Source organism: Sphingomonas sp. PP-CC-3A-396, from assembly GCF_004343105.1.
Taxonomy (GTDB): Bacteria; Pseudomonadota; Alphaproteobacteria; order Sphingomonadales; family Sphingomonadaceae; genus Sphingomonas.
The window spans coordinates 146,587-169,236 of sequence record NZ_SLYF01000001.1; the positions used below are offsets into that span (position 1 = coordinate 146,587).

The 22,650-nt window shown below is 66.3% G+C and carries 26 protein-coding genes; 17 read left to right on the plus strand and 9 right to left on the minus strand.

All coding sequences use genetic code 11. From position 1 onward, the window contains the following. Positions 1 to 29: 29 nt before the first annotated feature. The 6 genes from recO to thrS all read right to left on the minus strand — a co-directional run bounded on the left by recO (position 30) and on the right by thrS (position 7,495). Positions 30 to 761: a DNA repair protein RecO gene (gene recO / locus C8J40_RS00715; RefSeq protein ID WP_132895375.1), complete on the minus strand. Its 732-nt coding sequence runs from the start codon at positions 759 to 761 to the stop codon at positions 30 to 32. 77 nt (positions 762 to 838) lie between these two features. Next, the gene (locus C8J40_RS00720) at positions 839 to 1,753 is read right to left on the minus strand and encodes a GNAT family N-acetyltransferase (protein ID WP_243693153.1); all 915 of its coding nucleotides are present in this window, start codon (positions 1,751 to 1,753) and stop codon (positions 839 to 841) included. Then, positions 1,753 to 2,730 (minus strand): polysaccharide deacetylase, encoded by a 978-nt coding sequence (locus C8J40_RS00725; protein ID WP_132895376.1) that lies wholly within the window; start codon positions 2,728 to 2,730, stop codon positions 1,753 to 1,755. Before C8J40_RS00725 ends, C8J40_RS00720 begins: the two co-directional genes overlap by 1 nt. Positions 2,731 to 2,814: 84 nt before the next feature. After that, entirely contained in the window at positions 2,815 to 4,740 is a 1,926-nt protein-coding gene (gene uvrC / locus C8J40_RS00730) for an excinuclease ABC subunit UvrC (protein ID WP_132735786.1), read from the minus strand. Between the two features lie 137 nt (positions 4,741 to 4,877). After that, positions 4,878 to 5,408, minus strand: a complete 531-nt coding sequence (gene infC, locus C8J40_RS00735; protein ID WP_031396176.1) for a translation initiation factor IF-3 — start codon at positions 5,406 to 5,408, stop codon at positions 4,878 to 4,880. 98 nt (positions 5,409 to 5,506) lie between these two features. Then, positions 5,507 to 7,495 (minus strand): threonine--tRNA ligase, encoded by a 1,989-nt coding sequence (thrS, locus tag C8J40_RS00740; RefSeq protein ID WP_132895377.1) that lies wholly within the window; start codon positions 7,493 to 7,495, stop codon positions 5,507 to 5,509. 134 nt (positions 7,496 to 7,629) lie between these two features. On the opposite strand from thrS, the gene C8J40_RS00745 reads away from it, so the two are divergent. After that, positions 7,630 to 8,181, plus strand: coding sequence for a hypothetical protein (locus C8J40_RS00745; RefSeq protein WP_132895378.1), 552 nt, complete (start codon positions 7,630 to 7,632; stop codon positions 8,179 to 8,181). 262 nt (positions 8,182 to 8,443) lie between these two features. On the opposite strand, the gene C8J40_RS00750 is transcribed toward C8J40_RS00745, so the two are convergent. Further along, positions 8,444 to 9,259, minus strand: coding sequence for an LD-carboxypeptidase (locus C8J40_RS00750; protein ID WP_132735794.1), 816 nt, complete (start codon positions 9,257 to 9,259; stop codon positions 8,444 to 8,446). 52 nt (positions 9,260 to 9,311) lie between these two features. Here C8J40_RS00750 and C8J40_RS00755 point away from each other — a divergent pair, with 52 nt between their 5' ends. From C8J40_RS00755 to C8J40_RS00805, 11 genes are all read left to right on the plus strand, one after another. Beyond that, positions 9,312 to 10,709 carry a Mur ligase family protein gene (locus C8J40_RS00755; RefSeq protein WP_132895379.1) on the plus strand — a complete coding sequence of 466 codons (1,398 nt, stop codon included), beginning with the start codon at positions 9,312 to 9,314 and terminating at the stop codon, positions 10,707 to 10,709. Positions 10,710 to 10,733: 24 nt separating this feature from the next. After that, positions 10,734 to 10,988, plus strand: a complete 255-nt coding sequence (locus tag C8J40_RS00760; protein ID WP_132895380.1) for a DUF6356 family protein — start codon at positions 10,734 to 10,736, stop codon at positions 10,986 to 10,988. A 230-nt stretch (positions 10,989 to 11,218) separates the two neighbouring features. Beyond that, on the plus strand, positions 11,219 to 11,623 hold the full coding sequence (locus tag C8J40_RS00765) for a hypothetical protein (RefSeq protein ID WP_132895381.1): 405 nt from the start codon (positions 11,219 to 11,221) through the stop codon (positions 11,621 to 11,623). Beyond that, the gene (locus C8J40_RS00770; RefSeq protein ID WP_132735806.1) at positions 11,620 to 11,829 is read left to right on the plus strand and encodes a helix-turn-helix transcriptional regulator; all 210 of its coding nucleotides are present in this window, start codon (positions 11,620 to 11,622) and stop codon (positions 11,827 to 11,829) included. The genes C8J40_RS00765 and C8J40_RS00770 overlap by 4 nt, the downstream gene beginning before the upstream one ends. Continuing rightward, entirely contained in the window at positions 11,826 to 12,767 is a 942-nt protein-coding gene (locus C8J40_RS00775; protein ID WP_132895382.1) for an alpha/beta hydrolase, read from the plus strand. The genes C8J40_RS00770 and C8J40_RS00775 overlap by 4 nt, the downstream gene beginning before the upstream one ends. A gap of 21 nt (positions 12,768 to 12,788) precedes the next feature. After that, complete coding sequence (locus tag C8J40_RS00780) at positions 12,789 to 13,553, plus strand: alpha/beta hydrolase (RefSeq protein ID WP_132895383.1); 765 nt, start codon at positions 12,789 to 12,791, stop codon at positions 13,551 to 13,553. Continuing rightward, positions 13,550 to 14,371: a hypothetical protein gene (locus C8J40_RS00785; RefSeq protein ID WP_132895384.1), complete on the plus strand. Its 822-nt coding sequence runs from the start codon at positions 13,550 to 13,552 to the stop codon at positions 14,369 to 14,371. The genes C8J40_RS00780 and C8J40_RS00785 overlap by 4 nt, the downstream gene beginning before the upstream one ends. A 195-nt stretch (positions 14,372 to 14,566) precedes the next feature. Beyond that, positions 14,567 to 14,983 (plus strand): VOC family protein, encoded by a 417-nt coding sequence (locus tag C8J40_RS00790; RefSeq protein ID WP_132895385.1) that lies wholly within the window; start codon positions 14,567 to 14,569, stop codon positions 14,981 to 14,983. Positions 14,984 to 14,990: 7 nt separating this feature from the next. Further along, positions 14,991 to 15,716 carry a hydroxyacylglutathione hydrolase gene (gene gloB / locus C8J40_RS00795; RefSeq protein ID WP_132895386.1) on the plus strand — a complete coding sequence of 242 codons (726 nt, stop codon included), beginning with the start codon at positions 14,991 to 14,993 and terminating at the stop codon, positions 15,714 to 15,716. Positions 15,717 to 15,756: 40 nt separating this feature from the next. After that, positions 15,757 to 16,173: a hypothetical protein gene (locus C8J40_RS00800; RefSeq protein WP_243643225.1), complete on the plus strand. Its 417-nt coding sequence runs from the start codon at positions 15,757 to 15,759 to the stop codon at positions 16,171 to 16,173. Further along, positions 16,173 to 16,532, plus strand: a complete 360-nt coding sequence (locus C8J40_RS00805; protein ID WP_132895387.1) for a hypothetical protein — start codon at positions 16,173 to 16,175, stop codon at positions 16,530 to 16,532. Before C8J40_RS00800 ends, C8J40_RS00805 begins: the two co-directional genes overlap by 1 nt. A gap of 237 nt (positions 16,533 to 16,769) precedes the next feature. On the opposite strand, the gene C8J40_RS00810 is transcribed toward C8J40_RS00805, so the two are convergent. Beyond that, positions 16,770 to 17,552: a crotonase/enoyl-CoA hydratase family protein gene (locus C8J40_RS00810; RefSeq protein ID WP_132895388.1), complete on the minus strand. Its 783-nt coding sequence runs from the start codon at positions 17,550 to 17,552 to the stop codon at positions 16,770 to 16,772. Between the two features lie 94 nt (positions 17,553 to 17,646). Here C8J40_RS00810 and C8J40_RS00815 point away from each other — a divergent pair, with 94 nt between their 5' ends. Then, on the plus strand, positions 17,647 to 18,102 hold the full coding sequence (locus tag C8J40_RS00815) for a PaaI family thioesterase (RefSeq protein WP_132895389.1): 456 nt from the start codon (positions 17,647 to 17,649) through the stop codon (positions 18,100 to 18,102). Beyond that, a complete protein-coding gene (locus tag C8J40_RS00820; protein WP_132895390.1) occupies positions 18,099 to 18,494 on the plus strand; it encodes a PaaI family thioesterase in 396 nt (131 codons plus the stop codon). The genes C8J40_RS00815 and C8J40_RS00820 overlap by 4 nt, the downstream gene beginning before the upstream one ends. 164 nt (positions 18,495 to 18,658) lie before the next feature. Here the strand turns inward: C8J40_RS00820 and C8J40_RS00825 are convergent, their stop codons facing one another. After that, entirely contained in the window at positions 18,659 to 19,783 is a 1,125-nt protein-coding gene (locus C8J40_RS00825) for a PQQ-dependent sugar dehydrogenase (protein WP_132895391.1), read from the minus strand. 168 nt (positions 19,784 to 19,951) lie between these two features. On the opposite strand from C8J40_RS00825, the gene rimP reads away from it, so the two are divergent. Genes rimP through C8J40_RS00840 form a run of 3 tightly spaced genes read left to right on the plus strand, consistent with a single transcriptional unit; the run spans position 19,952 to position 22,544 of the window. After that, the gene (gene rimP, locus C8J40_RS00830) at positions 19,952 to 20,548 is read left to right on the plus strand and encodes a ribosome maturation protein RimP (protein WP_056051561.1); all 597 of its coding nucleotides are present in this window, start codon (positions 19,952 to 19,954) and stop codon (positions 20,546 to 20,548) included. After that, complete coding sequence (nusA, locus tag C8J40_RS00835) at positions 20,548 to 22,308, plus strand: transcription termination factor NusA (RefSeq protein WP_165911333.1); 1,761 nt, start codon at positions 20,548 to 20,550, stop codon at positions 22,306 to 22,308. The genes rimP and nusA overlap by 1 nt, the downstream gene beginning before the upstream one ends. Next, a complete protein-coding gene (locus tag C8J40_RS00840; protein ID WP_132895392.1) occupies positions 22,308 to 22,544 on the plus strand; it encodes a 4-oxalocrotonate tautomerase family protein in 237 nt (78 codons plus the stop codon). Before nusA ends, C8J40_RS00840 begins: the two co-directional genes overlap by 1 nt. Positions 22,545 to 22,650 lie beyond the last annotated feature (106 nt).

Genomic DNA, 22,650 nt, shown 5'->3' on the forward strand with positions numbered 1-22,650 from the left:
CTGCGCGGCCCTTGCCGGGCGGTGCACGCTCACGCAACCGCCCTTTTCAGTCGATCGACCAGCCGGTCGCGCGCCGCCAACGGGTCGGCGCGACGGTCGACGAGGATATCGCGGGCGAGGAAATGGCCGGTCAGTCGCAGGCCGTCGAAGATGTCAGACCACGCAGCCTCGCCACCGGTGAGAAGGAAGGGCGGCAATCTGAGCAGCTTGGCCTCATAGCCGAACGCCGCCCCACGCGAGACCGCCGCGCCGCTTTTAGGGCTGACGAAGCCGAGATCCTCCTCGGTGCCGCTCGCGACACAGCGATCGAGATCAAGGCCGAAGCCGAGTTCGGCGAGCACCAATAATTCGTACCGGACCAGCGCAGCCGCCCAGCCGCGCGCCGATGGCGCCGCCTCGATCGCGCCGAGCACGCCTTCGAGCGCATCGTGGATGTGCGGATAAGGCTGCGCTTCGGGCAGCGCGGCGGCGGTCAGCGCGGTGGCCCATTCGAGTGCGCCCGCCGCCAGCGGCTCGCCGTGCAGCTGCGCACGGCTATGGATCAGCTCGGCGGTCAGCGAGGCGAGTTGCTCGCCGGTGCGCGCCCGCCATTCGCCCTGGATGACATTCGCCTGGAGCAACACCGGCCGCATCGCGCGCGACCGTCCGCCGCGGACATAACCGGGCTGGACACCGTCGTTGCGGGTCAACGCCCGCACGATCGCGCCATGCTCGCCGTGCTGGCGGACGGCAACGACGATGGCGGCTGCGCGGAGGTGCATGCAGGTCCTATACCCCGCTCCGCATGGGAGAGGGTAAAAAGGTCTCCACCCCTCTCTCCCTCAGGATGGGAAGACGATCAGCGGCGGATCTTCTTTGCGAGCGTGGCCAAGGCCGGATGCGTTGCAGCGCGTTTGGCCGTCGCGATCACACGGTCGAACGTCTGCAGCGCCATCACCGTTACGCGGTTCGCCAGCGTTGGCCGCAACAGCAGCACATCGACGCACGCCGTCCCCCCGGTCGAGAATTGCCGCTTGTGCTGCCCTTCCCCCTCGGTGAAGTCGAACCGTGCGAACCGCTTCTCCGCGAACAGCGCGCGCAACGCCTCGACCTGCAAAACCGCGCCCGGCGACAGGTCGTTATGCGCCGGATCATGCCCGACATAGGTGTAACACAGCGAGTCGCCGTCGGCGGTGCAGCACAGATACGCGACCGGCACGCCTGCAATGAACGCCAGCCAGGCACGCACCCTGTCCTGCGCCGCGAGCGATTCGAGATGGCGCACCGAAGCCGTATCGTCGGGCAGTCCCGATCCCAGCAGCTTCTCCTGATACGTCGTCGCCGACACCGCGCGGGCGAGCGGGAGGAAGTCGGCGAACGCCGCTACATCGTGATAGCGCCGGATATCGAGCACGCCGCCATTCGCTGCGGCGAGCTTCTTTGCCTTGCGCTTGATCCCCGACCTTGCGCTGCCGGACAATCCCGCGAGCCACGCCGCCTCCCCCGCCGCAAGATCGATATGATACCGCACATAGTGCTGCCGAACGAACGCGAGCAGGCCGTGGCGATCGAGACCGGCGAGCATCAGTTCGGGCAACGACGTCACCAGATATCCATCGGCATCGTCGGGCAGCGGCGGCAAGATCGTTGGCGTGGCCGCGAGCACCGCGTCGAGCGAAAACGACACGCGCACCAGGTGCCGGGGAATGGTCGCGAGGGTCCGGGCGCCGATCTGGAACTTCAGTGGCAGGCGGCGAACCGCACCATCTGCCACTACAGCCCGCGCGATCGCGGCCGTTCCTCGACCCAGTTCGACCAGAGCTGTTCGGCCTGCCGCCAGCGGGTCCGCAACTGATCGGGCGCGAGCGGCGTATCCGCGCGGTCGAGCGCGAGCGGCGGCCGATCCGCGAAATGATGCGTCGGCAACACTTCGCGCATCTCCGACAGCATCCCGCACAACGCCGTGAAGCGCCGCACATGGACCGCGTTGGGCCGCGTGCCGCTCCGGTTCGCCAGTTCGAAGCCGTGGCTGACGATGGTGACCACCGCATGCCCCGACACCGCGGCATGCTCCAGCGCGTCATAGGTCTCACCAGCCGACAGTGCGCAGAGCTGGAAGGTGCGGATCTTGTCGCGCCGGTCCTCGATCACGGTGACGGGTACTTCGATCACGCCCTTGTCCTGCGCACGGCGGACCGGGGAGATCTGCTGCGCAGGCAGCGAGATGCGGCTCGTTCCCGGAGCCTGCGAGCCGTTATGGCTGCTGTCGTAGCTGAACCCGAGTGCCGCGAGCGCGGTCAATGTGTCGTCGTTGGCCGCATAGCTGCCCGCACGGAAGGCGATCGGATGCGGCGCTCCTGCCTCGACCAGCAGTTCGGTGGCGCGCATGAGCAGATCGGTCTGCTCGGCCAGGCTATAGTCGAACAGCGAGAACCGGTCGTGCGCGACACCGCGGTCACCGGCTTTCGCGGTCGTCCAGTTGGGATGGAGATGAAGCTGGACCTCCTGCCCCGCGGCGAGGATCGTCTCGATCATGCGACGGATAGGGCCGAGACCGAAGGTGATGCCGGGCATCGGATCGACAAAGAAACACGCTTTCAGATCGTGCCGCGCGAGTTCGCCCAGTTGATAGGCAAGCCCGACGCCGGCCGGCTCAAGCGACCGCGCGTAAATCGCGTCGCAGTCGAGCCCGGCGACGTGATGCCGCCACGCGAACTCCGTATCAATAGTCAGGAAGACGGGCGTGGTCACTGCGCCCTCTCTATCCGAGGATAATGAAGATCAGGTTTCGTTTCCTTACGATCGCAGGCCGCGAGCGTCGCCGACTGCCACCGATCAGCGCGAATGGTAGAAATCATACACCTGTTGCGCGACGCCGGCGGACACGCCGGGCGCCTGTTGCAGATCCTGCAAGCTGGCATTGCGGACCGCGCGGCCGGTGCCGAAGTGCATCAGCAGCGCCTTCTTCCGCGCCGGACCGATGCCGGGGACCTCGTCGAGCGGGCTGGCGCCGATCGCCTTGCTGCGCTTGTCGCGGTGGACGCCGATCGCGAACCGGTGGACCTCGTCGCGGAGGCGCTGAAGATAGAACAGGACCGGAGCATTGACGGGCAGCTGGAACTCGCGGCCGTCGAGCATGTGGAACACCTCGCGGCCATCGCGGCCATGTTCGGGACCCTTGGCGATGCCGACGAGGCACACGTCCTCGACGCCGATCTCCTCGAGCGCAGCCTTCACCGTGTTGAGCTGGCCCTTGCCGCCGTCGATCAGCACCAGATCCGGCCAATCGCCCGAATCGCGATCGGGGTCCTCGGCCTGCGCGCGCGAGAAGCGGCGGGTGAAGACCTCGCGCATCATCGCGAAATCGTCGCCCGGCGCGGTATCCTTGTTCTTGATGTTGAACTTTCGATACTGGCCTTTCCGAAAGCCCTCAGGCCCGGCAACGACCATTGCGCCGGTCGCCGCGGTGCCCTGGATATGGCTGTTGTCGTAGATCTCGATCCGCTGCGGCGGCTCGGGGAGATCGAACAGGTCGGCGACTTCGCGCAGGAGTTTCGCCTGTGTCGTCGATTCGGCCTGGCGGCGCTCGATCGCCTCGACCGCGTTGCGCGTGGCCTGGTCCATCAGGCGGCGGCGATCGCCGCGCTGCGGGACCTGGATCGCGACCTTGTAGCCAGCGCGTTCGCCCAACGCCTCGACCAGCAGCGCGCCCTCCGGCAATTCGCGGTCGAGCAGGATCTGCTTGGGCGGCGGCACGTCCTCGTAGAACTGGCCGAGGAAGCTGGTCAGCACCTCGTCCTCGGGGACGTCGTTGGTGTGCTGCGGGAAGAAGCTGCGATGGCCCCAGTTCTGGCCGCCGCGAATGAAGAACGCCTGGATGCCGATCAGGCCGTCCTTGCACGCCATCGCAAAGATGTCCGCGTCGCCGACGCCTTCCGCGTTGATCGCCTGCGTACCCTGGATGAAGGTCAGCGCGCGGAGACGATCACGGAGCAAAGCCGCGAGTTCGAAGTCCATGTTCTCCGCGGCGGCCTGCATCTGCGCGCCGAGCTTGGCCTGCACGCCGGTCGACTTGCCGCCGAGGAACGCCTTCGCATCCTCGGTCAGTTCCCGGTACGCGGCCTCGTCGATCCGGCCGACGCACGGCGCCGAGCACCGCTTGATCTGATACAGCAGGCACGGCCGGTCGCGGGTCTTGAAGAAGCTGTCGGTGCAACTGCGCAGGAGGAACAGCTTCTGGAGCGCGTTGAGCGTGTTGTTGACCGACCCGGCGCTCGCGAACGGCCCGTAGTAATTGCCCTTCGCCCGACGCGCGCCGCGGTGTTTCTGGACGCGCGGGAAGGCATGGTCGTCGCGCAGGAGGATGAACGGGAAGCTCTTATCGTCGCGCAGCAACACGTTGTACGCGGGGCGATACCGCTTGATAAGCTGCGATTCGAGCAGCAGCGCTTCGGCCTCGTTGTTGGTCGTGACGATCGTCATCGACCGCGTCTGCGACACCATCCGCTGGAGGCGCTTCGTCAGCCGCTCGACCTGGACGTAGTTGGCGACGCGATTGCGGAGCGCGCGCGCCTTGCCGACGTACAGCACGTCGCCGCGCGCATCCTGCATGCGGTAGACGCCGGGGCGGATCGGCAGCGTGTCGAGCACGTTGCGGATCGCCGCCACGCCCGCCGCGAGATCGGGCGCCTCCCCGCCGCCGCGGACGGCGAAGGTGGATTTGTCTTCGTTGAAACGGTCGGGGGAATTGGGAGCGGACATTGACCGGAATCTAGGGGCTGGGTGGCGGTTCCGCTACCGCCCGGATGGCCGGGAGCGATGCAGACACGAAAAAGGCCGGTCCGACCCCCGTCGAACCGGCCTCATAGCCTGCGCACCCTGATCGGTGGCGCTGCAGCTTACTTCGGTGCGAGCACCATCAGCATCTGACGGCCTTCCATGCGCGGGTACGCCTCGATCTTGGCGATCTCCGCGACGTCGTCCTGGACGCGCTTCAACAGGTTCATGCCGAGCTGGCCATGGCTAAGTTCGCGACCGCGGAAACGCAGCGTGATCTTGACCTTGTCGCCTTCGCCGATGAAGTCATTCACCTTCTTCATCTTCGTGTCGTAGTCATGGTCGTCGATGTTCGGACGCATCTTGATCTCCTTGATCTCCTGCGTCTTCTGCGACTTGCGTGCGAGGTTCGCCTTCTTCTGCGCCTCGTACTTGAACTTGCCGACATCAAGGAACTTGGCGACGGGCGGATCGGCGTTAGGCGACACTTCGACCAGGTCGAGGCCATGCTCGGCTGCCTGCTCGATCGCTTCGCGCGTGTACATCACGCCCAGATTCTCGCCCTCGTGATCGATCACGCGGACCTTCTGGCTCTGGATGAATTCGTTGAATCGCGGGCCGTTCATTGCGGGCGTCTGCATCGGCCGGCGCATCGTGGGAGGACGTATGGGGTTTGCTCCTGAAGTTTCTGACAATATTTGGGCCGGCGTATAGCGCAGAAACCCGCGCTCGGAAAGCCGGCCCCGTTGGATCACATATCGGGTGCGCGGGCCTCGTCCGCAAGACGCGCGATCGCCTCGTCGAGCGTCAGTATGGTCTGAGCCTGGCTGCCGAGCGTGCGCAGCGCGACCTTGCCCTCCTCGGCCTCGCGCTTGCCGACGACCAGCAGGTTCGGCACCTTCGCCAGGCTGTGCTCGCGCACCTTGTAATTGATCTTCTCGTTGCGGAGATCGGTTTCGACGCGGATGCCCGCCGCCTTCAGCTTGGCCGCGACCTCGACCGCATAGTCGTCGGCATCCGACACGATCGTCGCGACGACCGCCTGCACCGGTGCGAGCCAGAGCGGGAAGCGGCCGGCGTGATGCTCGATCAGGATGCCGAGGAAGCGCTCGAACGTGCCGAGGATCGCGCGGTGGAGCATCACCGGACGATGCCGCTCGCCGTCCGCGCCCACGTACGACGCGTCGAGTCGCTCGGGCAGCACGTAATCGAGCTGCAACGTCCCGCACTGCCACGTCCGGCCGATCGCGTCGGTCAGGTGGAATTCGAGCTTCGGACCGTAGAACGCGCCCTCACCCGGCAGCTCCTCGAACTGGAAGCGGTCTTCCATCAAGCCGGCGAGCTTCAGCGCCTCGCGGAGATCGCCCTCGGCACGGTCCCACAGCGCGTCATCGCCGGCGCGATTGTCGGGGCGCAACGCGAGCTTCACCATGTAATCAGCAAAGCCCAGGTCGCGGTACACCGCGTCGAGCAGTTCACAGAACGCGCGCGTCTCGGCGACGATCTGCTCGGGTGTGCAGAAGATGTGCGCGTCGTCCTGCGTGAACTGGCGAACGCGCATGATGCCGTGCAGCGCGCCGTGCGGCTCGTTGCGGTGGCAGCAGCCGAACTCGGCGAGCCGCAGCGGGAGGTCGCGGTACGAATTGATCCCCTGGCGGAAGACTTGGACGTGCGCCGGGCAATTCATCGGCTTGAGCGCCATCAGGTCGCCCTTGCCGGTCAGCACGGGGGCGTTCGGATCGATCCCGGGCACCTCGTCGGGAACCACGAACATGTTCTCGCGGAACTTGCCCCAATGGCCCGACGCCTCCCACAGCTTGGCATCCATCAGCTGCGGCGTCTTGATCTCGGCATAGCCCGCGGCGTCGAGCTTGCGGCGCATATACGCCTCGAGCTGGCGCCACATCACCCAGCCCTTGGGATGCCAGAACACCGAGCCCTGCGCTTCGGACTGCAGATGGAACAGGTCCATTTCCTGCGCGATGCGGCGATGGTCGCGCTTTGCCGCTTCCTCGATTCGCAGCAGATGCGCGTCGAGCTGCTTCTTGTTGAGCCAGCCGGTGCCGTAGATGCGGCTGAGCATCGCGTTCTTCTGGTCGCCACGCCAATAGGCGCCACTCACGCGCGTCAGCTTGAACGCGGCGGGGTCGAGCTTGCCGGTCGAGGCCATGTGCGGCCCGCGGCACATGTCGAGCCACTCGCCCTGACGGTAGATCGTCAGTTCCTCGCCCTCGGGCAGTTCGGCGGCCCATTCGGCCTTGAAGCTCTCGCCCTGCTGCGTCCAGCGGTCGATCAGCTGCTGGCGCGACCAGACCTCGCGCACGAACGGCTCGTTGCGGGCGATGATCGCGCGCATCTCGGCTTCGATCGCGGGAAGGTCCTCGTCGGTGAAGGGGCGGTCCTTGGGGGCGAAATCGTAGTAGAAGCCGTCGTCGGTCGCCGGGCCGAAGGTGATCTGCGTACCGGGGAACAGGTGCTGGACCGCCTCCGCCATGACGTGCGCGAGATCGTGACGGACGAGTTCGAGCGCATCGGCCTCGTCGCGCGCGGTCACCAGCGCGAGCGCGGTGTCGCCCTCGAACGGGCGGTTGAGATCCCGTACCTGGCCATCAATGCGCGCGGCGAGCGCGGCCTTGGCGAGGCCAGGGCCGATCGCGGCGGCGACATCCGCGGGGGTAGTCCCGGGCGCAACCTCGCGGACGGAACCGTCGGGGAGCGTGATTCGGAACATTGCGGACATGGGAGACTTTCTCTCGGGATGACGCGCGCGGACCGATCCGCGCACGGCGTGTATATAAGACGATACGCGCACAGGGCTACTCCAGACGGACATGCGCCGGATTGGGGAGTGGCTGGGCGCTTTGGGAGAGTGCGATGCTGGGTCTGGTGATGATGCTGTCCGCTGCTGCGGGTCCTGCTGCAGCATGCGCGCCGACGCGGTTGGCGGCGTGTCGGGATACGAACCAGCTGATCGTGACGCCGGCGTTCACGGCTTCGATCCGGCGGTTCATCGGCAAGCGCAAGGCGTCGTATCTGTATGCAAACGGCGACGTCGCGGATCAGCAGATCGAGGTGCTGCACGGGCCACCCGACGAACCGACGCGGATCGGGAGCCTGTACCGCTTCACCGCGTGTCGGGCGCATAGCTGCCCGGAGAAGGGCGCGGCGGTGCTCGACACTGCCGGCAAGATCGTGGCGCTGGCGATCCTGTATTCGCCGTGCGCGACCACCGACGCGCGCGACTGCAACCGGCGCGAGGATCTGGTCGTGTTCATGCGCGAGCGGGATCGCTTGCAGCGCGTGGAGGTGGTGGCGAATCTGCGCGCCTGGGCAGTGGAGCAGGCGGCGGGGAGCTATACGCTGCCGGGCCAGCCGAAGATGCGGTTCGGCGGGATGACGGTGATCGATCCGACTGCGGCACAATAAAACGCCAGCGCTCGGGACCCTTGCTCAGCCCCTCCGTCATCCCAGCGAAAGCTGGGATCTCCCGGATCGAGCCGCGACGTCCGCCAACGGGGATACCCCAGCTTTCGCTGGGGTGACGGTCGAGGGGGGGGCGGTCCAGCGGGGGGTGACGGTCGGGGGGTTGACGGTCGAAGCCGGGGTCTACGGTCGAGACTTGGATCGGTGAATTAAGCACGGACGGGACTTCCTCGCTGCCCTCGCAGCCCCCGCTAGCCAGACCCTCTCAAACCACCCCGAACGGCACCACGCGGTTCGCCTGCGTGTGGCCGATCTCCGCCCGCCCGAGATACGGCACGCCCATGTCACGCGACCAGCGGACCATCATGTAATCCAGCGTTTCGCCCCATGGCGGATCGTTCTCCTGCACCGCGGTCACCGCGCCGAGCCGCAACCCCGCGATACCCTTCAACTGCGTGGCGTTGGCGACTTTGAAGAGCATGCGGTCGATCGCGTACATCGGCTCCGACACCTCCTCGACAATCAGGACGTGATCGGTGAGATCGGGCAGCCACGGTGTGCCGATCAGCGAGGTCAGGATGCTGAGGTTGAACGCCGCTGAAGGACGCCCATCCAGCCCAGGCTCAAGTCCCTCGCGATCGCCGCGCACCATCCAGCCGAGCGACCGCGCTACCGTCGCCTCGCCGTCGTGGCGGTTGATGTCGCTGACCATCGGACCGTGGACCGGTCGGCCAATCCTGCGGGCATAGAGTGCGCCGAGGAGGAAGCCGACATCGGAATAGCCGAGATACGTCTTGTGGCGCGCCGCGCGGCCGAGTTCGGGCATGACCATCGCGAGGATGCGGTTGGCGCCGTAGCCGCCGCGCAGGAACCAGAGCGCGTCGAACGCCGGATCGTTGGCGTATTCGAGAAACGCCGCCGCGCGGCGAAAGTCGGAGCCGGCGAAATGGCCGTCGGTTTCCAGGCATTGCGGGTGGAAGACGAGTTCGACCTCCGGGAACGCGGTCGCCGCGTAAGCGGTCATCTTCGCAATTGCCGCGGGATTGGTCCGGCTCGACGCGGCGAGGACACCGATGCGCATTGTTCGTGTTCCCGACCTTGCCCCGTTACCAAACCGCCCATATCGCGGCACGATGGATATCAGCAAACCCTGTTTCTTCGTCGGCATCGGCGGATCCGGCATGATGCCGCTCGCGATGATCCTCGCGGGGCGCGGCGCGACCGTCGCGGGATCGGACCGCAGCCTCGACCAGGGCCGCGTGCCCGCCAAGTTCGACGACCTTGCCGCCAAAGGCGTCGCGCTGTTCCCGCAGGATGGCAGCGGGATCGTCTCGGCGGACCAACTCGTCATCGCCTCCGCCGCGATCGAGGCGAGCGTGCCGGACATGATCGCGGCGGACGCGCTTGGCTGCACCCGCTCGACCCGCGCGGCGATGCTGGCGTCGCTGTTCAACGACAGCCGGTTGCCGATCGGAGTCGCGGGGACGAGCGGCAAGTCGACCGTCACGGGCATGATCGGCTGGATCCTGCACGTGGTCGGCCGCGATCCGACGGTGATGAACGGCGCGGTGATGAAGAACTTCGCGACCCCCGACGCGCCGTTCGCCAGCGCGTTGGTCGGAGAGGGCGAGGCGTTCGTCAGCGAGGTCGACGAGAGCGACGGATCAATCGCAGCCTATGCGCCGAAGATCGCGGTGCTCAACAACGTCAGCCTCGACCACAAGTCACTGGAGGAACTACGCGTGCTGTTCGGGGACTTCATCGCGAAGGCCGAGACGGCGGTGGTGAATGCGAACGATCCCGACGCCGCCGCGCTCGCTGCACGCCTGCCGCGCGGCCAGGTCACGACGTTCGCGATCGACGCTTCGGCCGATCTACGTGCCGAAAACCTCAAGCCCGAGCCGTTCGCGATCCGCTTCGATCTCGTGTCGCGCGGCGTGCGGACGCCGGTGAAGCTGGCAGTGCCAGGGCGGCATAACGTGTCGAACGCGCTCGCCGCAATCGGGGCGGCGATGGCGGCGGATGTGTCGCTGGCGGATGCGGTGAAGGCGATCGCGGGGTTCACGGGCCTGCGCCGCCGGTTCGACTTCGTGGGCGAGGCCGGCGGCGTCGCGGTGATCGACGATTTCGGCCACAACCCCGACAAGATCGCTGCCACGCTCGACACGCTCCACGCGTTTCCCGGCCGGCTTCTGCTGTTCTTCCAGCCGCATGGCTATGGCCCGCTGAAGGTGATGGGCCGCGAACTCGTCGCCACGTTCGTCGAGCGGATGACGGAGGAGGACGTGCTCGTGCTCCCCGACCCTGCCTATTACGGCGGCACGGTCGCGCGGGAGGTTACGAGTGCAGACATCGTCGAGCAGATCGTCGAGGGCGGTCGCGACGCGCGGCACATCGCCGACCGCGCGGAGGCGGCCGCCGCGCTGGTGGCCGAGGCACGGCCGGGCGACCGGATCGTCGTGATGGGCGCGCGGGACGACACGCTGAGCGTGCTGGCGGCGGGCATGGTCGACGCACTCGCCGCCACCTGATATAGAGCAAGCAGGAGACTGCCGATGTTCCGCCGCCTGTTCCTCGACCACCCCGCCACCGTCGGCGAGAGCTATGCCGAGCATTTCGGGGTCGCCGGACGCTTCGGCGTGACGATGATCAAGGGCGGCCTCGGCGCGCTGGTCCATGCGGTCATGCCGGCGCTGTGCAAGACGCGCGGGAGCGAGACGGTCGCCGAACTCCACCGCCAGATGATCGAGAAGCGCGGCGCGGTCGCGGCGGATCAGACGCAGATGAAGACGGTCGAATTCATCATCTGACACGCGGCGCGAGGTCGCCCCAATGATCCACCCCCGCAAGGGGGAGGTGGCTGGCGCTTGCCAGACGGATGGGGAGGCCAGCGCCAACCTCGGTTCCGTGTCCTCCCCCTCCGTCACCTTCGGTGCCACCTCCCCCTGGCGGGGGAGGATCGAGATGACCTGTAAAGCGTCATTGACTCCTACAGCTACCAGTGACAAGCTTCCTTTACCGATTCGAAAGGACGCTTTCCATGCTCACGAATCCCGCCATTCGCCGTTACAACCGCCGTGTCATGCTGCTCAGTCTCGTCTACGCAGCGTTGTTGTTCGCGACGATCTATCTGTTCGTGCATGGCACGGTGCACGGACCGATCGCCTATGTCGCGGCGCTGCTGCCGGCCCTGCCGTTGATCGGCATCTTCCTCGTGCTCGGCCGCTATATCGTCGAGGAGACCGACGAATATCTGCGTATGCTGATGATCCGCCAGTCGCTGGTCGCGAGCGGGTTCATGCTGAGCGTCATGACCGCATGGGGATTTCTCGAAGGCTTCGGGCTGGTGCCGCACATCCCCGCTTATTACGCGGCAGTGCTGTGGTTCGCCGGGCTGTGGATCGGCTGGGGCTATAATATCGTCACGATGCGCCGCGAGGCATGAAGAACCGCTTGAAAGTTTTGCGTGCCGAGCGCGACTGGAGCCAGGGCGACTTGGCCGAGCGCCTCGAAGTCTCGCGGCAGAGCGTCAATGCGATCGAGACGGGGCGCTATGACCCGTCGCTGCCGCTCGCATTCAAGATCGCCGAACTGTTCGACCTCGCCATCGAGGATATCTTCACCAGCCCGTCGAAGGAGCCCGTGACATGATCTCGCATCTCAAAGCTCGGCTTGCCGCCACCGCCGTCACGCTGATGATCGTTTTGCATCCAGGCGCGAGCCATGCGCAGGCTGCCTCCGGCACGGCGCAGGCGTCGGTCGAAACGACGATGCCCCGCATCTCCGTCCGGACTGTCGGCCCAGTGCAGAAGGTCGCCAAGGGCACGCCGGTGATCCTCATTCCCGGCCTCTCCTCGCCGCGCGCGGTGTGGGACGGCGTGGTGCCGACGCTCGCCAAGACGCATCAAGTGTATGTCGTGCAGGTCAACGGCTTCGGCGGGGACGATCCGCGCGCGAACCTGTCGCCCGGTATCCTCGACGGGATCGTCGCCGATCTTCACACGCTGATCACCCAGTCGAAGCTCGGCAAGCCCGCCATCGTCGGGCATTCGATGGGCGGTCTGGTCGCGCTGATGCTGGCCAAGACGCACCCGGATGTGGTCGGCAAGCTGATGATCGTCGATTCGCTCCCCTATATCGGCGAAATCTTTGCGCCTGGTGCCACCGTGGCGGCACTCGAACCGCAGGCCAAGGCGATGCGCGCGGGCATGGCCGCCGCGTATGGCAAGCCGGCAAACGTGGCGGCGAACGAAGCGCTTGCCGCGCGCATGGCGCTGAAGCCCGCCTCGCGCACGACCGTTGCCGACTGGGCGGCCAAGGCGGATGCGCGCGTCTCGGCGCAGGCGATGTACGAGGACCTGACCACCGACCTGCGTCCCGCCATGGCGTCGATCGCGGCGCCGATCACGCTGGTCTATCCGTGGAACACGGTGGGCCCGACCAAGCCCGCGGCCGACGCGCTCTATCGGAAGGCCTACGCCACTGCGCCGCACGTCACCTTCGTCGATATCGGCGATGCGGCGCATTTCGTGATGCTCGATCAGCCTGTCGCGTTCCAGGCTGCATTGGACGACTTTCTCCGTCCGTGACGCGCGGCTAAGGATGGCGGCATGACCGATATCGCTCCTGCCGCCGCCACACCCGCCGAGACGCCTCCCGCCAAGGAGCGCCCTCGCCTCGCCTATCATCATAGCCCCGGCACCGGACCGACGATCGTGTTCCTGTCGGGCTATGCGTCGGACATGGCGGGGACCAAGGCAGTGACGCTGGAGGCCTGGGCGAAGTCCGAGGGCCGCGCCTTCCTGCGGTTCGACTATGGCGGCTGCGGGCAAAGCGAGGGCGCGTTCGAGGACCAGACCCTGGTCGACTGGCGCGACGACGTGCTGGCGATGATCGATGCGCTGGTGGAGGAGTCCGCGATCCTCGTCGGATCGTCGATGGGCGGTTGGCTGATGCTGCTCGCGGCGAAGATGCGCCCGGACCTGGTCAAGGGACTGGTCGGCGTTGCGCCCGCGCCCGACTTCACCGACTGGGGCTTCACCACCGACGAGAAGATGGCGTTGCTGAGTAACGGGCGGATCGAGCGGAAGAACCCCTATGGCCCGGAGCCGACTGTCTACACCCGCGCCTTCTGGTCGTCGGGCGAGGCGAACCGGCTGATGTTCGGCGAGATCGCGTTCGATGGCCCGGTCCGACTGGTCCAGGGCCAGCGCGATCCGGACGTGCCGTGGCAGCGGACCGCGCGGCTGGCCGAGTTGTTGCGTTCAGCCGATGTGCAGACATGGCTGGTCAAGGACGGCGATCACCGCCTGTCGCGCGATAGCGACATTACCCTCATCATCCGGGCGGTCGAGGATGTGATCGCCGCGCTATGATCCTTACCCTGCTTCTCGCCGTAGCCCCGATCCAGGGGCCTTCCGCCAAGGCGAGTGTGCCGCAGGCCGGTCCGGCAGACGTCCAGGAGGGTCGCTTCCGTCGGTGCATCGCGCTGGCGGGCACCGATCCGGCTGCGGCGCACGCGGAAGCGGGGCGCTGGCGAATTTCGGGGGGCCGGTATTTCGCGCGGGAATGTGCGGGGATCGCGTTTGCGGCCGAGGAGAACTGGCCGTCGGCGGCCGGCGAGTTCGAGGACGCGGCGCGCGAAGCGCAGATCGCCAAAGACACTCGGTCGGGAAATTATTGGGCGCAGGCCGGGAATGCATGGCTCGCCGCCGCGCAGCCAGCCAAGGCGCGGGCGGCGCTGGATTCGGCGCTGACGGCGGGGACGTTGACCGGATTGCCGCTGGGTGAGGCGCAGCTCGATCATGCGCGCGCACTGGTGGCGACGGGGGATTTGGAATCCGCGCGGACCGATATCGATCTGGCGCTGACCAATGCGGCGGACGATCCGCTGGCGTGGCTGTTGTCGGCGACGCTGGCGCGGCGCGAGGGGAACCCGGTGCGGGCGAAGAAGGATATCGGCGAGGCGCTGAAGCGCTCGGCGGACGATGCCTCGGTGCAGCTCGAGGCGGGGAATATCGCGGCGATGGCCGGCGACGAGACCGCGGCGCGGGAGGCCTGGGGACAGGCGGCGCGGCTGGCGCCGGATACGCCGGTGGGCCGGAGCGCGGTCACGGCGTTGCGGCAGTTCGACGCGCCAGGCAGCGCTCCTCGGCCCAGCGCTCCGAACAGCGGCGCTCCGATCGGCCGCTAGCGCCACCACCCCGGCGGAGGCCGGGGCCCAGTTGGAAAGGTGGTTGTAACGAAGCGCCGTCCTCAATTAGCAACGTCCCCCACCTAGGCCCCGGCCTTCGCCGGGGTGGTGGCTTTATGCCCTCCATCACTTGCGGCCCTTTCCCCCCATGGCCCCGATCCCTATCTGCTTTTCCGAACAACCCTCGGAGCAAGCATGAAATACCTCCACACGATGATCCGCGTGAGCGACCCGGCGAAGACCATCGCGTTCTTCGAACTGCTCGGGCTGAAGGAGGTCCGGCGCATGGAGAACGAGAAGGGTCGGTTCACACTGATCTTCCTCTCGGTTCCCGGCGACGAGAGTGCCGAGGTCGAGCTAACGCACAATTGGGATCCGGAAGAGTATGGCGAAGGCCGCAATTTCGGGCATCTCGCCTACCGCGTCGACAATATCTACGACACGTGTCAGCGGCTCCACGATGCCGGCGTGACGATCAATCGTCCGCCGCGCGATGGCCACATGGCGTTCGTTCGGACCCCCGACAACATCTCGATCGAGCTGTTGCAGGCGGACGGCGCGCTCGATCCCGCCGAGCCTTGGGCGTCGATGCCGAACACCGGCAAGTGGTGAACCACTGATGCTAGATATCGTCCGCGTGCCGGTGCTTTCCGACAATTATGCCTGGCTGATCCACGACACCGTCTCGGGCGAGACGGTGGTGGTCGATCCGGGCGAGGCGGGGCCGGTGATCGCCGCGGCCAAGATGCGCGACTGGCGGATCGACCGGGTGTGGACGACGCACTGGCATCCCGATCATACCGGCGGCAATGCCGAGATGAAGGCGTACGGCGCGACGATCGTCGGCCCGGCGGCGGAGGCGGACAAGATTCCGACGCTCGACGAGCAGGTTGGCGAAGGCGATGTCGTCCGGCTGGGTGCGCACGAGGCGACCGTGATGACGGTGCCGGGGCACACGCAGGGGCATATCGCGTTCCACTTTGCCGACGACGCGGCGATCTTCACCGGGGACACGCTGTTCGCGATGGGCTGTGGGCGGCTGTTCGAGGGGACGCCGGCGGATATGTTCGCGAACATGCAGCGATACGCGGTGTTGCCGGACGAGACCGAAGTGTTCTGCGGGCATGAATATACGCAGAGCAACGGGCGGTATGCGCTGGTTGCCGAGCCGGACAATGCCGACATCGTCGCGCGTATGGTCGAGGTGGATGCGGCGCGCGCCGAGGGTGAGCCCACGGTACCGACGACGATCGGGCTCGAGCGCGCGACCAATCCGTTCTTGCGGGCGACATCTGTCGAGCAGCTTGCCGCGTATCGTGCGGCGAAGGATGATTTTCGCGGGTAAAAGGCGTATGAGGGCGGCGGGGATTTTGAGGAGCGTTGCGATGCGGATGCGGACCCTGCCACTGTTGATGCTGCCGGCTTTACTGCTTGGCGCGTGTACGCAGACCCAGGCGGATGTCGAGCGCGCGCAGGTGCGCGAGGCGGGTGTGCAGGAGAAGCTGGCGAAGGAACTCGCCGGGCTGGTGCCGGGCAAACCCGAGACGTGCATCAACCAGTTTCCGCAAAAGCAGAGTTCGGGCTACGGCGCGACGATCCTGTACCGGGTCAACCGCGGGCTGGTGTATCGCAGCGATACCGTCGGCGGGTGCGAGGGGATTGCGCGGGGTGATATTCTGGTGACGCGGACGCCGAGCGGGCAGCTATGCCGCGGCGATATCGCGCAGACGTTCGACCAGACGTCGCGCTTTCCGACCGGGAGCTGCAGCTTCGGCGACTTCGTGCCGTATCGGAAGCCATGATGCGCGCGCTGCTTCTCGCGGCCTTGGCGCTGCCTCTTCTTCTTGCCGGCCGATCGGACCCGCTGGAGGGGCGGATCGCGGGTGCGCCGGTGCGGTGCATCGATCTTCAGCAGCTTAACGGGCCGGAGATCGTCGATTCGCAGACGATCCTGTACCGTCAATCGGGGAAGCGGGTCTGGAAGACCGGGCCGGTTGGGGAATGCCCTTCGCTGCGGCCGTTCGATACGCTGATTGTGGACGTTTATGGCGGGCAGTTGTGTCGGAACGATCGGTTTCGGACGGTGTCGGCGGGCATGTCGATTCCGTCGGGCTATTGCCGGTTTCGGGATTTCACGCCGTATGACAAGGCGGCGAAGTAGGGGCGGGATAGCAAAGTTCATCGCCCCGATACCCCCGCACCGCACCTAACCGCACCTAACTGCACCACCCCGGCGAAGGCCGGGGCCCAGTTGGAAAGGTCGTTGTAACGAAGCACCGTCTTACACCATCATCGTCCCCCAACTGGGCCCCGGCCTTCGCCGGGGTGGTTGGAAGATAGGGTGAGTAGCGCGCACTCTCCTCTTCATCCTGCTCCCCTTACATCCGAGCGGAAGGGTTCAGTCGGCGAACACCGCTGCCCGCTTTTCCATGTTGGCGCGGACCTGTTCAATCTGGTTGGGCGTGCGGATGACCTTTAGCTGTTCTTCGGTTTCGGCGTGGAGGATCGCGGTCGCGTCGGCGTCGGCGGCGAGGTTGTAGAGGCGCTTCGAGCCCTGGATCGCGTGGGGGTTCCTCGCTGCGATCTCGCGCGCCAGCATCATCGCTTCGCCGAGCGGGTCTTCGGACAGACGCGTTACAAAGCCATGCCGCAACGCTTCCGCACCGTCGAACTCGCGTGCGGTGTAGGTGAGTTCGCGCAGCACGTCGTCGCGCGCCAGCGTTCGCCAGAGGGCGATGCCGGCCATGTCGGGGACTAGGCCCCAATAGGTCTCGCGGATCGCGAAGCGCGCGCCCGGATGCGCGATGCGGATGTCCGCGCCGGACATGATCTGGAAGCCGCCGCCGAACGCGACGCCGTGGACTGCAGCGATGACGGGCATGGGCAAGGTGCGCCAACCCCAGGCGACCTGCTGGGGGAGATTTGCGCCCTCCTCGGTGCGGTCGCCCAACGCCAGCCCCGAGCCACCGCTCGCCATCGAGGCCATGTCGAGTCCGGCGCAGAATGCCTTGCCCTCGCCCGAGAGGACGACGCAGCGGACTTCGGCCATGCCCTTGAGGCGGTCGATGGCGGCGGCGATGCCTTCGAACATCGCCGGGTCGATCGCGTTCATCTTGTCGGCGCGGTTGAGGCGGACGTCGGCGATGCCCTCGGCGACGGTAATCGTGACCCGGTCGTTCATTCTGGCGATCCTCTCGATCTTTACAGCGACGCTAACCGCCCCTGTCCCAGCCCGCAATGTTGCGCACGCTCACACGGCGTGTAGAGGCTCGCGCATGGCTGGTTTTGATCCACAATGGTTTGCGACGCGCGGGTTCGGCGGGCACGGCGCCGCGCTGGGGATGCGTTATCATGCGCATGGCGACAACTGGGCGGAGCTCGCGCTGCCCTATGACGAACGACTGATCGGCGACCGCGCGAGCGGCGTGATCGCGTCGGGGCCGATCATCACGATGATGGACATGGCGACGAGTCTGGCGATCTGGATCAAGCGCAATGCGTTCGTGCCGCATGCGACGCTCGACCTGCGGGTCGATTACCTGCGGCCGGCGACGCCGGGGAAGACGGTGATCGGGCGCGGCGAATGCTACCGGATCACGCGCTCGATCGCGTTCGTGCGGGGGCAGGCGCATGACGGCGATCCGGGCGATCCTCTGGCGCATGTCGCGGGGACGTTCATGGTGGTGGGCGATGTCGCCGGCATGGGTCTCAACAGGAGGACCGAGGCATGACGATCGGTTTGCCGCCCTATGCGGAGATTCTTCGCGTTTCGGTCGAAGCCGAGGAAGGCGCGCCACCGGTATTGCTGATGCCGTTTGCCGACGACGTGCTCGGGCGGCCGGGGTTTCTGCATGGGGGTGCGATCTCGGGGTTGCTGGAGATGGCGGCGATCGCGGCTTTGCAGCATGCGTTGGAGGCTGAAGGTGGTGCCGACGCGCGGATCAAGCCGGTCAACGTTACGGTCGATTTCATGCGGGGTGGTCGGGATAAGCCTACGCGGGCGGCTGGGGTTGTGACGCGGTTGGGGAACCGGGTGGCTAACGTCGAGGCGACCGCGTGGCAGGACGAGCGGGAGAAGCCGATTGCGGCGGCACGGATGAACTACCTGATCGTGCGGGACTGATCTTCCTCCCCTCCCGCAAGCGGGAGGGGACCGAGGGGTGGGCACGCGGTTTCGGCGTTAGCTGCCGGTGCGATGATCCCGCCACACTGCACCGTCAGCAATCGAGGTGAGCGCGTGCCCACCCCTAGCCCCTCCCGCTTGCGGGAGGGGGATGGCGTTGTGGGTTACTTCGCGGTCAGTTTTAGCAGGCGGCCTTGGGAGTCGCCGCCGTCTTCCAGGAGCCAGATCGCGCCGTCGGGGCCTTGTTCGACTTCGCGGATTCTTGCTCCCATGTCCCATTGGTCGCCCTTGGCGGCGTTGGTGCCGGTTAGGTGGACGCGGACGAGCGACTTCGAGGAGAGGCCGCCGATGAACGCGTCGCCCTTCCACTGCGGGAACATGGCTCCCGAATAGATCATCAAGCCGCCGGGGGAGATCACCGGGTTCCAGAACACTTTCGGAGCTTCATAACCATCGCCCGGCTTGTGATCTGGAATGTCGGAGCCGTCATAGTTGCTGCCGTTCGACGCGTTGGGCCAGCCATAGTTGAGGCCGGGCTTGATGAGGTTGACCTCGTCGCCGCCCTTCGGCCCCATCTCCTGCTCCCAGAGATTGCCCTGCTTGTCGAACGCGATACCGAGCAGGTTGCGGTGGCCGTAGCTCCAGATCTCGGGCGCGAAACCCTTGGACGCGAGCGGGTTGCCGGGGGCGGGCTTGCCGTCGAGCGTGAGGCGCAGGACCTTGCCGAGCGTCATCTTCGGGTCTTGCGCGGGGGTGAACTTCTGCCGCTCGCCGTTGGTGAAGAACAGGTATTTGTCATCGGGCGAGAAGGCGATGCGGCCGGAGTAATGGCCGTTGCCCTCGACGAACGGCCGCGCGCTGAACAGCGCCTCGATCTCGCCGAGACGCGTGCCACCGCCGCCATCCGGACGCAGGCGACCGCGGGCTAGGACGACGCCCTTGCCGCCCTCGCCTGCAGTCGAATAGCTGAAATACACGCGCTGACTGGTCGCAAAGTCGGGGGCGAGGACGACGTCCATCAGCCCGCCCTGCCCGGCCGAATCGACCGTGAGCGTGGCGACCGTTTGGCGCGACTTGCCGTCGGCGGAGACGAGCAGCATCTGGCCCTTCTTCTCGGTCACGAGCATACGCTTGTCGGGCAGGAACGTCATCGCCCAGGGCGAATCGAAATCGGCGACCACGGTTTCCTTGAAGGGCTTGCCCGCCGCGGCCGGCTGCGCGGAACAAGCGGTCGAGGCGAGCAGCGTGGTTGTCAGCAACCCAGTGGCAAACAGCGTTTTGCGAATCATGATCTTCTCCCGGAAATCCCTGCGCTAACGCAGCGCACTAAACGAAGGTTGCTCCCGCTTGCGGACGGGCGCGACCCTGCGTATAGGGACATCACTTCTCTACATCGCCAGATGAAGAGGCTGCGGGGCTTGCTCCGCGGCGCCAATCACCTGTGTTCTGGAATTTCGATGGCGAATATCGCCCTGCTGACCGACCTGATCGAACCCGAGGCGACCGCGCTCGGCCTCAGCCTCGTGCGCGTGCGCATGCAGGGCGGCAAGTCCGATCCGACGTTGCAGGTGATGGCCGAGCGCCCCGACACCCGCCAGCTGGTGATCGAGGATTGCGCCGAACTGTCGCGCCGCATCTCGGACAAGTTTGATGCGCTCGAGGCCGAAGGCAAGGACCCGGTCGGCGAGGACGCGTATCGTCTCGAAGTGTCGAGCCCCGGTATCGATCGTCCGCTGACCCGGCTCCAGGATTTCGCGGACTGGGAAGGCCAGGAGGCGCGCATCCGCCTCGTCGAGCCGTTCGAGGATCGCAAGCAGATCTCGGGCAATCTGATGGGCGTCGAGGGGACGAAGATCACCGTCGACGTCAACAAGCACAAGCTCATGACGATCGACTTTTCGCAGGTCGCCGACGCCAAGCTCGTCATGACCGACCGTCTCATCGCCGCGACCGCGCCGCTTTCGATCGAAGGCGCGGACGAGGTTTTCTATCAAGATACGCCCACCGATGAGCCTGATGCTCACGAGGCCGACACCGAAGAAGGACAGCATTGATGGCCACGGCAGTCACCGCAAACCGCGCGGAACTGATCGCGATCGCGAATTCGGTCGCGTCGGAGAAGATGATCGACAAGGCGATCGTGATCGAGGCGATGGAGGACGCGATCCAGCGTGCCGCCCGCTCGCGCTACGGCGCCGAGAACGACATCCGCGCGAAGCTGGATCCGAACACCGGCGATCTGCGCTTATGGCGCGTCGTCGAAGTGGTCGAGGCGGTCGACGATTATTTCAAGCAGGTCGACGTCAAGGGCGCGCAGAAGCTCCAGAAGGACGCCGCTCTCGGCGACTTCATCGTCGATCCGCTGCCCCCGATCGAGTTCGGTCGCATCGCCGCACAGGCCGCCAAGCAGGTCATCTTCCAGAAGGTCCGCGACGCCGAGCGCGAGCGCCAGTTCGAAGAGTATAAGGACCGCGCGGGCGAGATCATCACCGGCGTCGTCAAGCGCGTCGAGTTCGGCCATGTCGTCGTCGACCTGGGCCGCGCCGAGGGCGTGATCCGCCGCGACGCGCAGATCCCGCGCGAAGTGGTGCGCGTCAACGACCGCATCCGCTCGCTGATCCTCAACGTCCGCCGCGAGAACCGTGGACCGCAGATCTTCCTCAGCCGCGCGCATCCCGACTTCATGAAGAAGCTGTTCGCGCAGGAAGTGCCCGAGATCTACGACGGCATCATCGAGATCAAGGCCGCGGCCCGCGATCCGGGTTCGCGCGCGAAGATCGGCGTCATCTCGCATGATTCATCGATCGATCCGGTCGGCGCCTGCGTCGGCATGAAGGGCTCGCGAGTCCAGGCCGTCGTCCAGGAAATGCAGGGCGAGAAGATCGACATCATCCCCTGGTCGCCCGACATCGCGACCTTCGTCGTCAACGCGTTGCAGCCGGCCTCGGTGTCGCGCGTCGTGATCGACGAGGAAGAAGAGCGCATCGAGGTGGTCGTTCCCGACGATCAGCTTTCGCTGGCGATCGGCCGTCGTGGCCAGAACGTGCGGCTCGCATCGCAGCTGACCGGCAAGGCGATCGACATTCTGACCGAGGCCGATGCGTCGGAGAAGCGCCAGAAGGACTTCGTCGAGCGTTCGGCGATGTTCGAGAAGGAGCTTGATGTCGACGAGACGCTGGCACAGCTGCTGGTCGCCGAAGGGTTCACGAACCTCGAGGAGGTCGCCTATGTCGAGGTCGAGGAGATCGCCGGCATCGAGGGCTTCGACGAGGACCTCGCGGGCGAGTTGCAGAACCGTGCGACCGAGGCGCTCGAGCGTCGCGACGCCGCGAGTCGCGAAGAGCGTACCGCGCTCGGCGTCGAGGATGCGCTGGCCGGCATGCCGTATCTCAACGAGGCGATGCTGGTCACGCTCGGCAAGGCGGGCATCAAGACGCTCGACGACCTCGCCGATCTCGCGACCGACGAGCTGGTCGAGAAGAAGCGCGTCGAGCCACGTCGTCGCAACGAAGACGCGCCGAAGCGACCCGAGCCGAAGGGCGGGATTCTCGCGGAATATGGCCTGAGCGACGAGCAGGGCAACGAGATCATCATGGCCGCGCGCGCACACTGGTTCGAGGACGAGGCTCCGGAGGCTTCGGCTGACGACGTCGAGGCGGACGAAACTTCGGTGGAAGAGGCTTCGGCTGATGACGCCGTGGTCGAGGACGCTGCGGCTGAAGACATGACGGCCGAAGAAGCTTCGACCGACGACGCTTCGGTTGAAGAAGAGGCGGACAAGACCGACTCGAAGAGCGAGGGCGACAAGGCCTGATGCCCTTCGTCAGCATCCGCATCTCGGGGTCCGCCACCAAGGACCAGAAGTCCGGCATCGTCGCCGACGTCACCCAGTCGCTTGTGCAGCGGCTGGGAAAGAACCCGGCTGCGGTGCAGATCGTGATCGAAGAGGTCTCGACCGAGAATTACGGCGCGGGCGGCCAGCTGCTGGTCGACCGCGACGCTCCAAAATCTCCGGCGCAGGAGGACGCACGTGCGGAACCCTCCCAATGACACTGCGCCGCTAAACTCCCCTCCCGCTCGCGGGAGGGGTCGGGGGAGGGCAGTCACGGCTGCCGCCCCTGCGGATAGCCCCTCCCCTGACCCCTCCCGCGAGCGG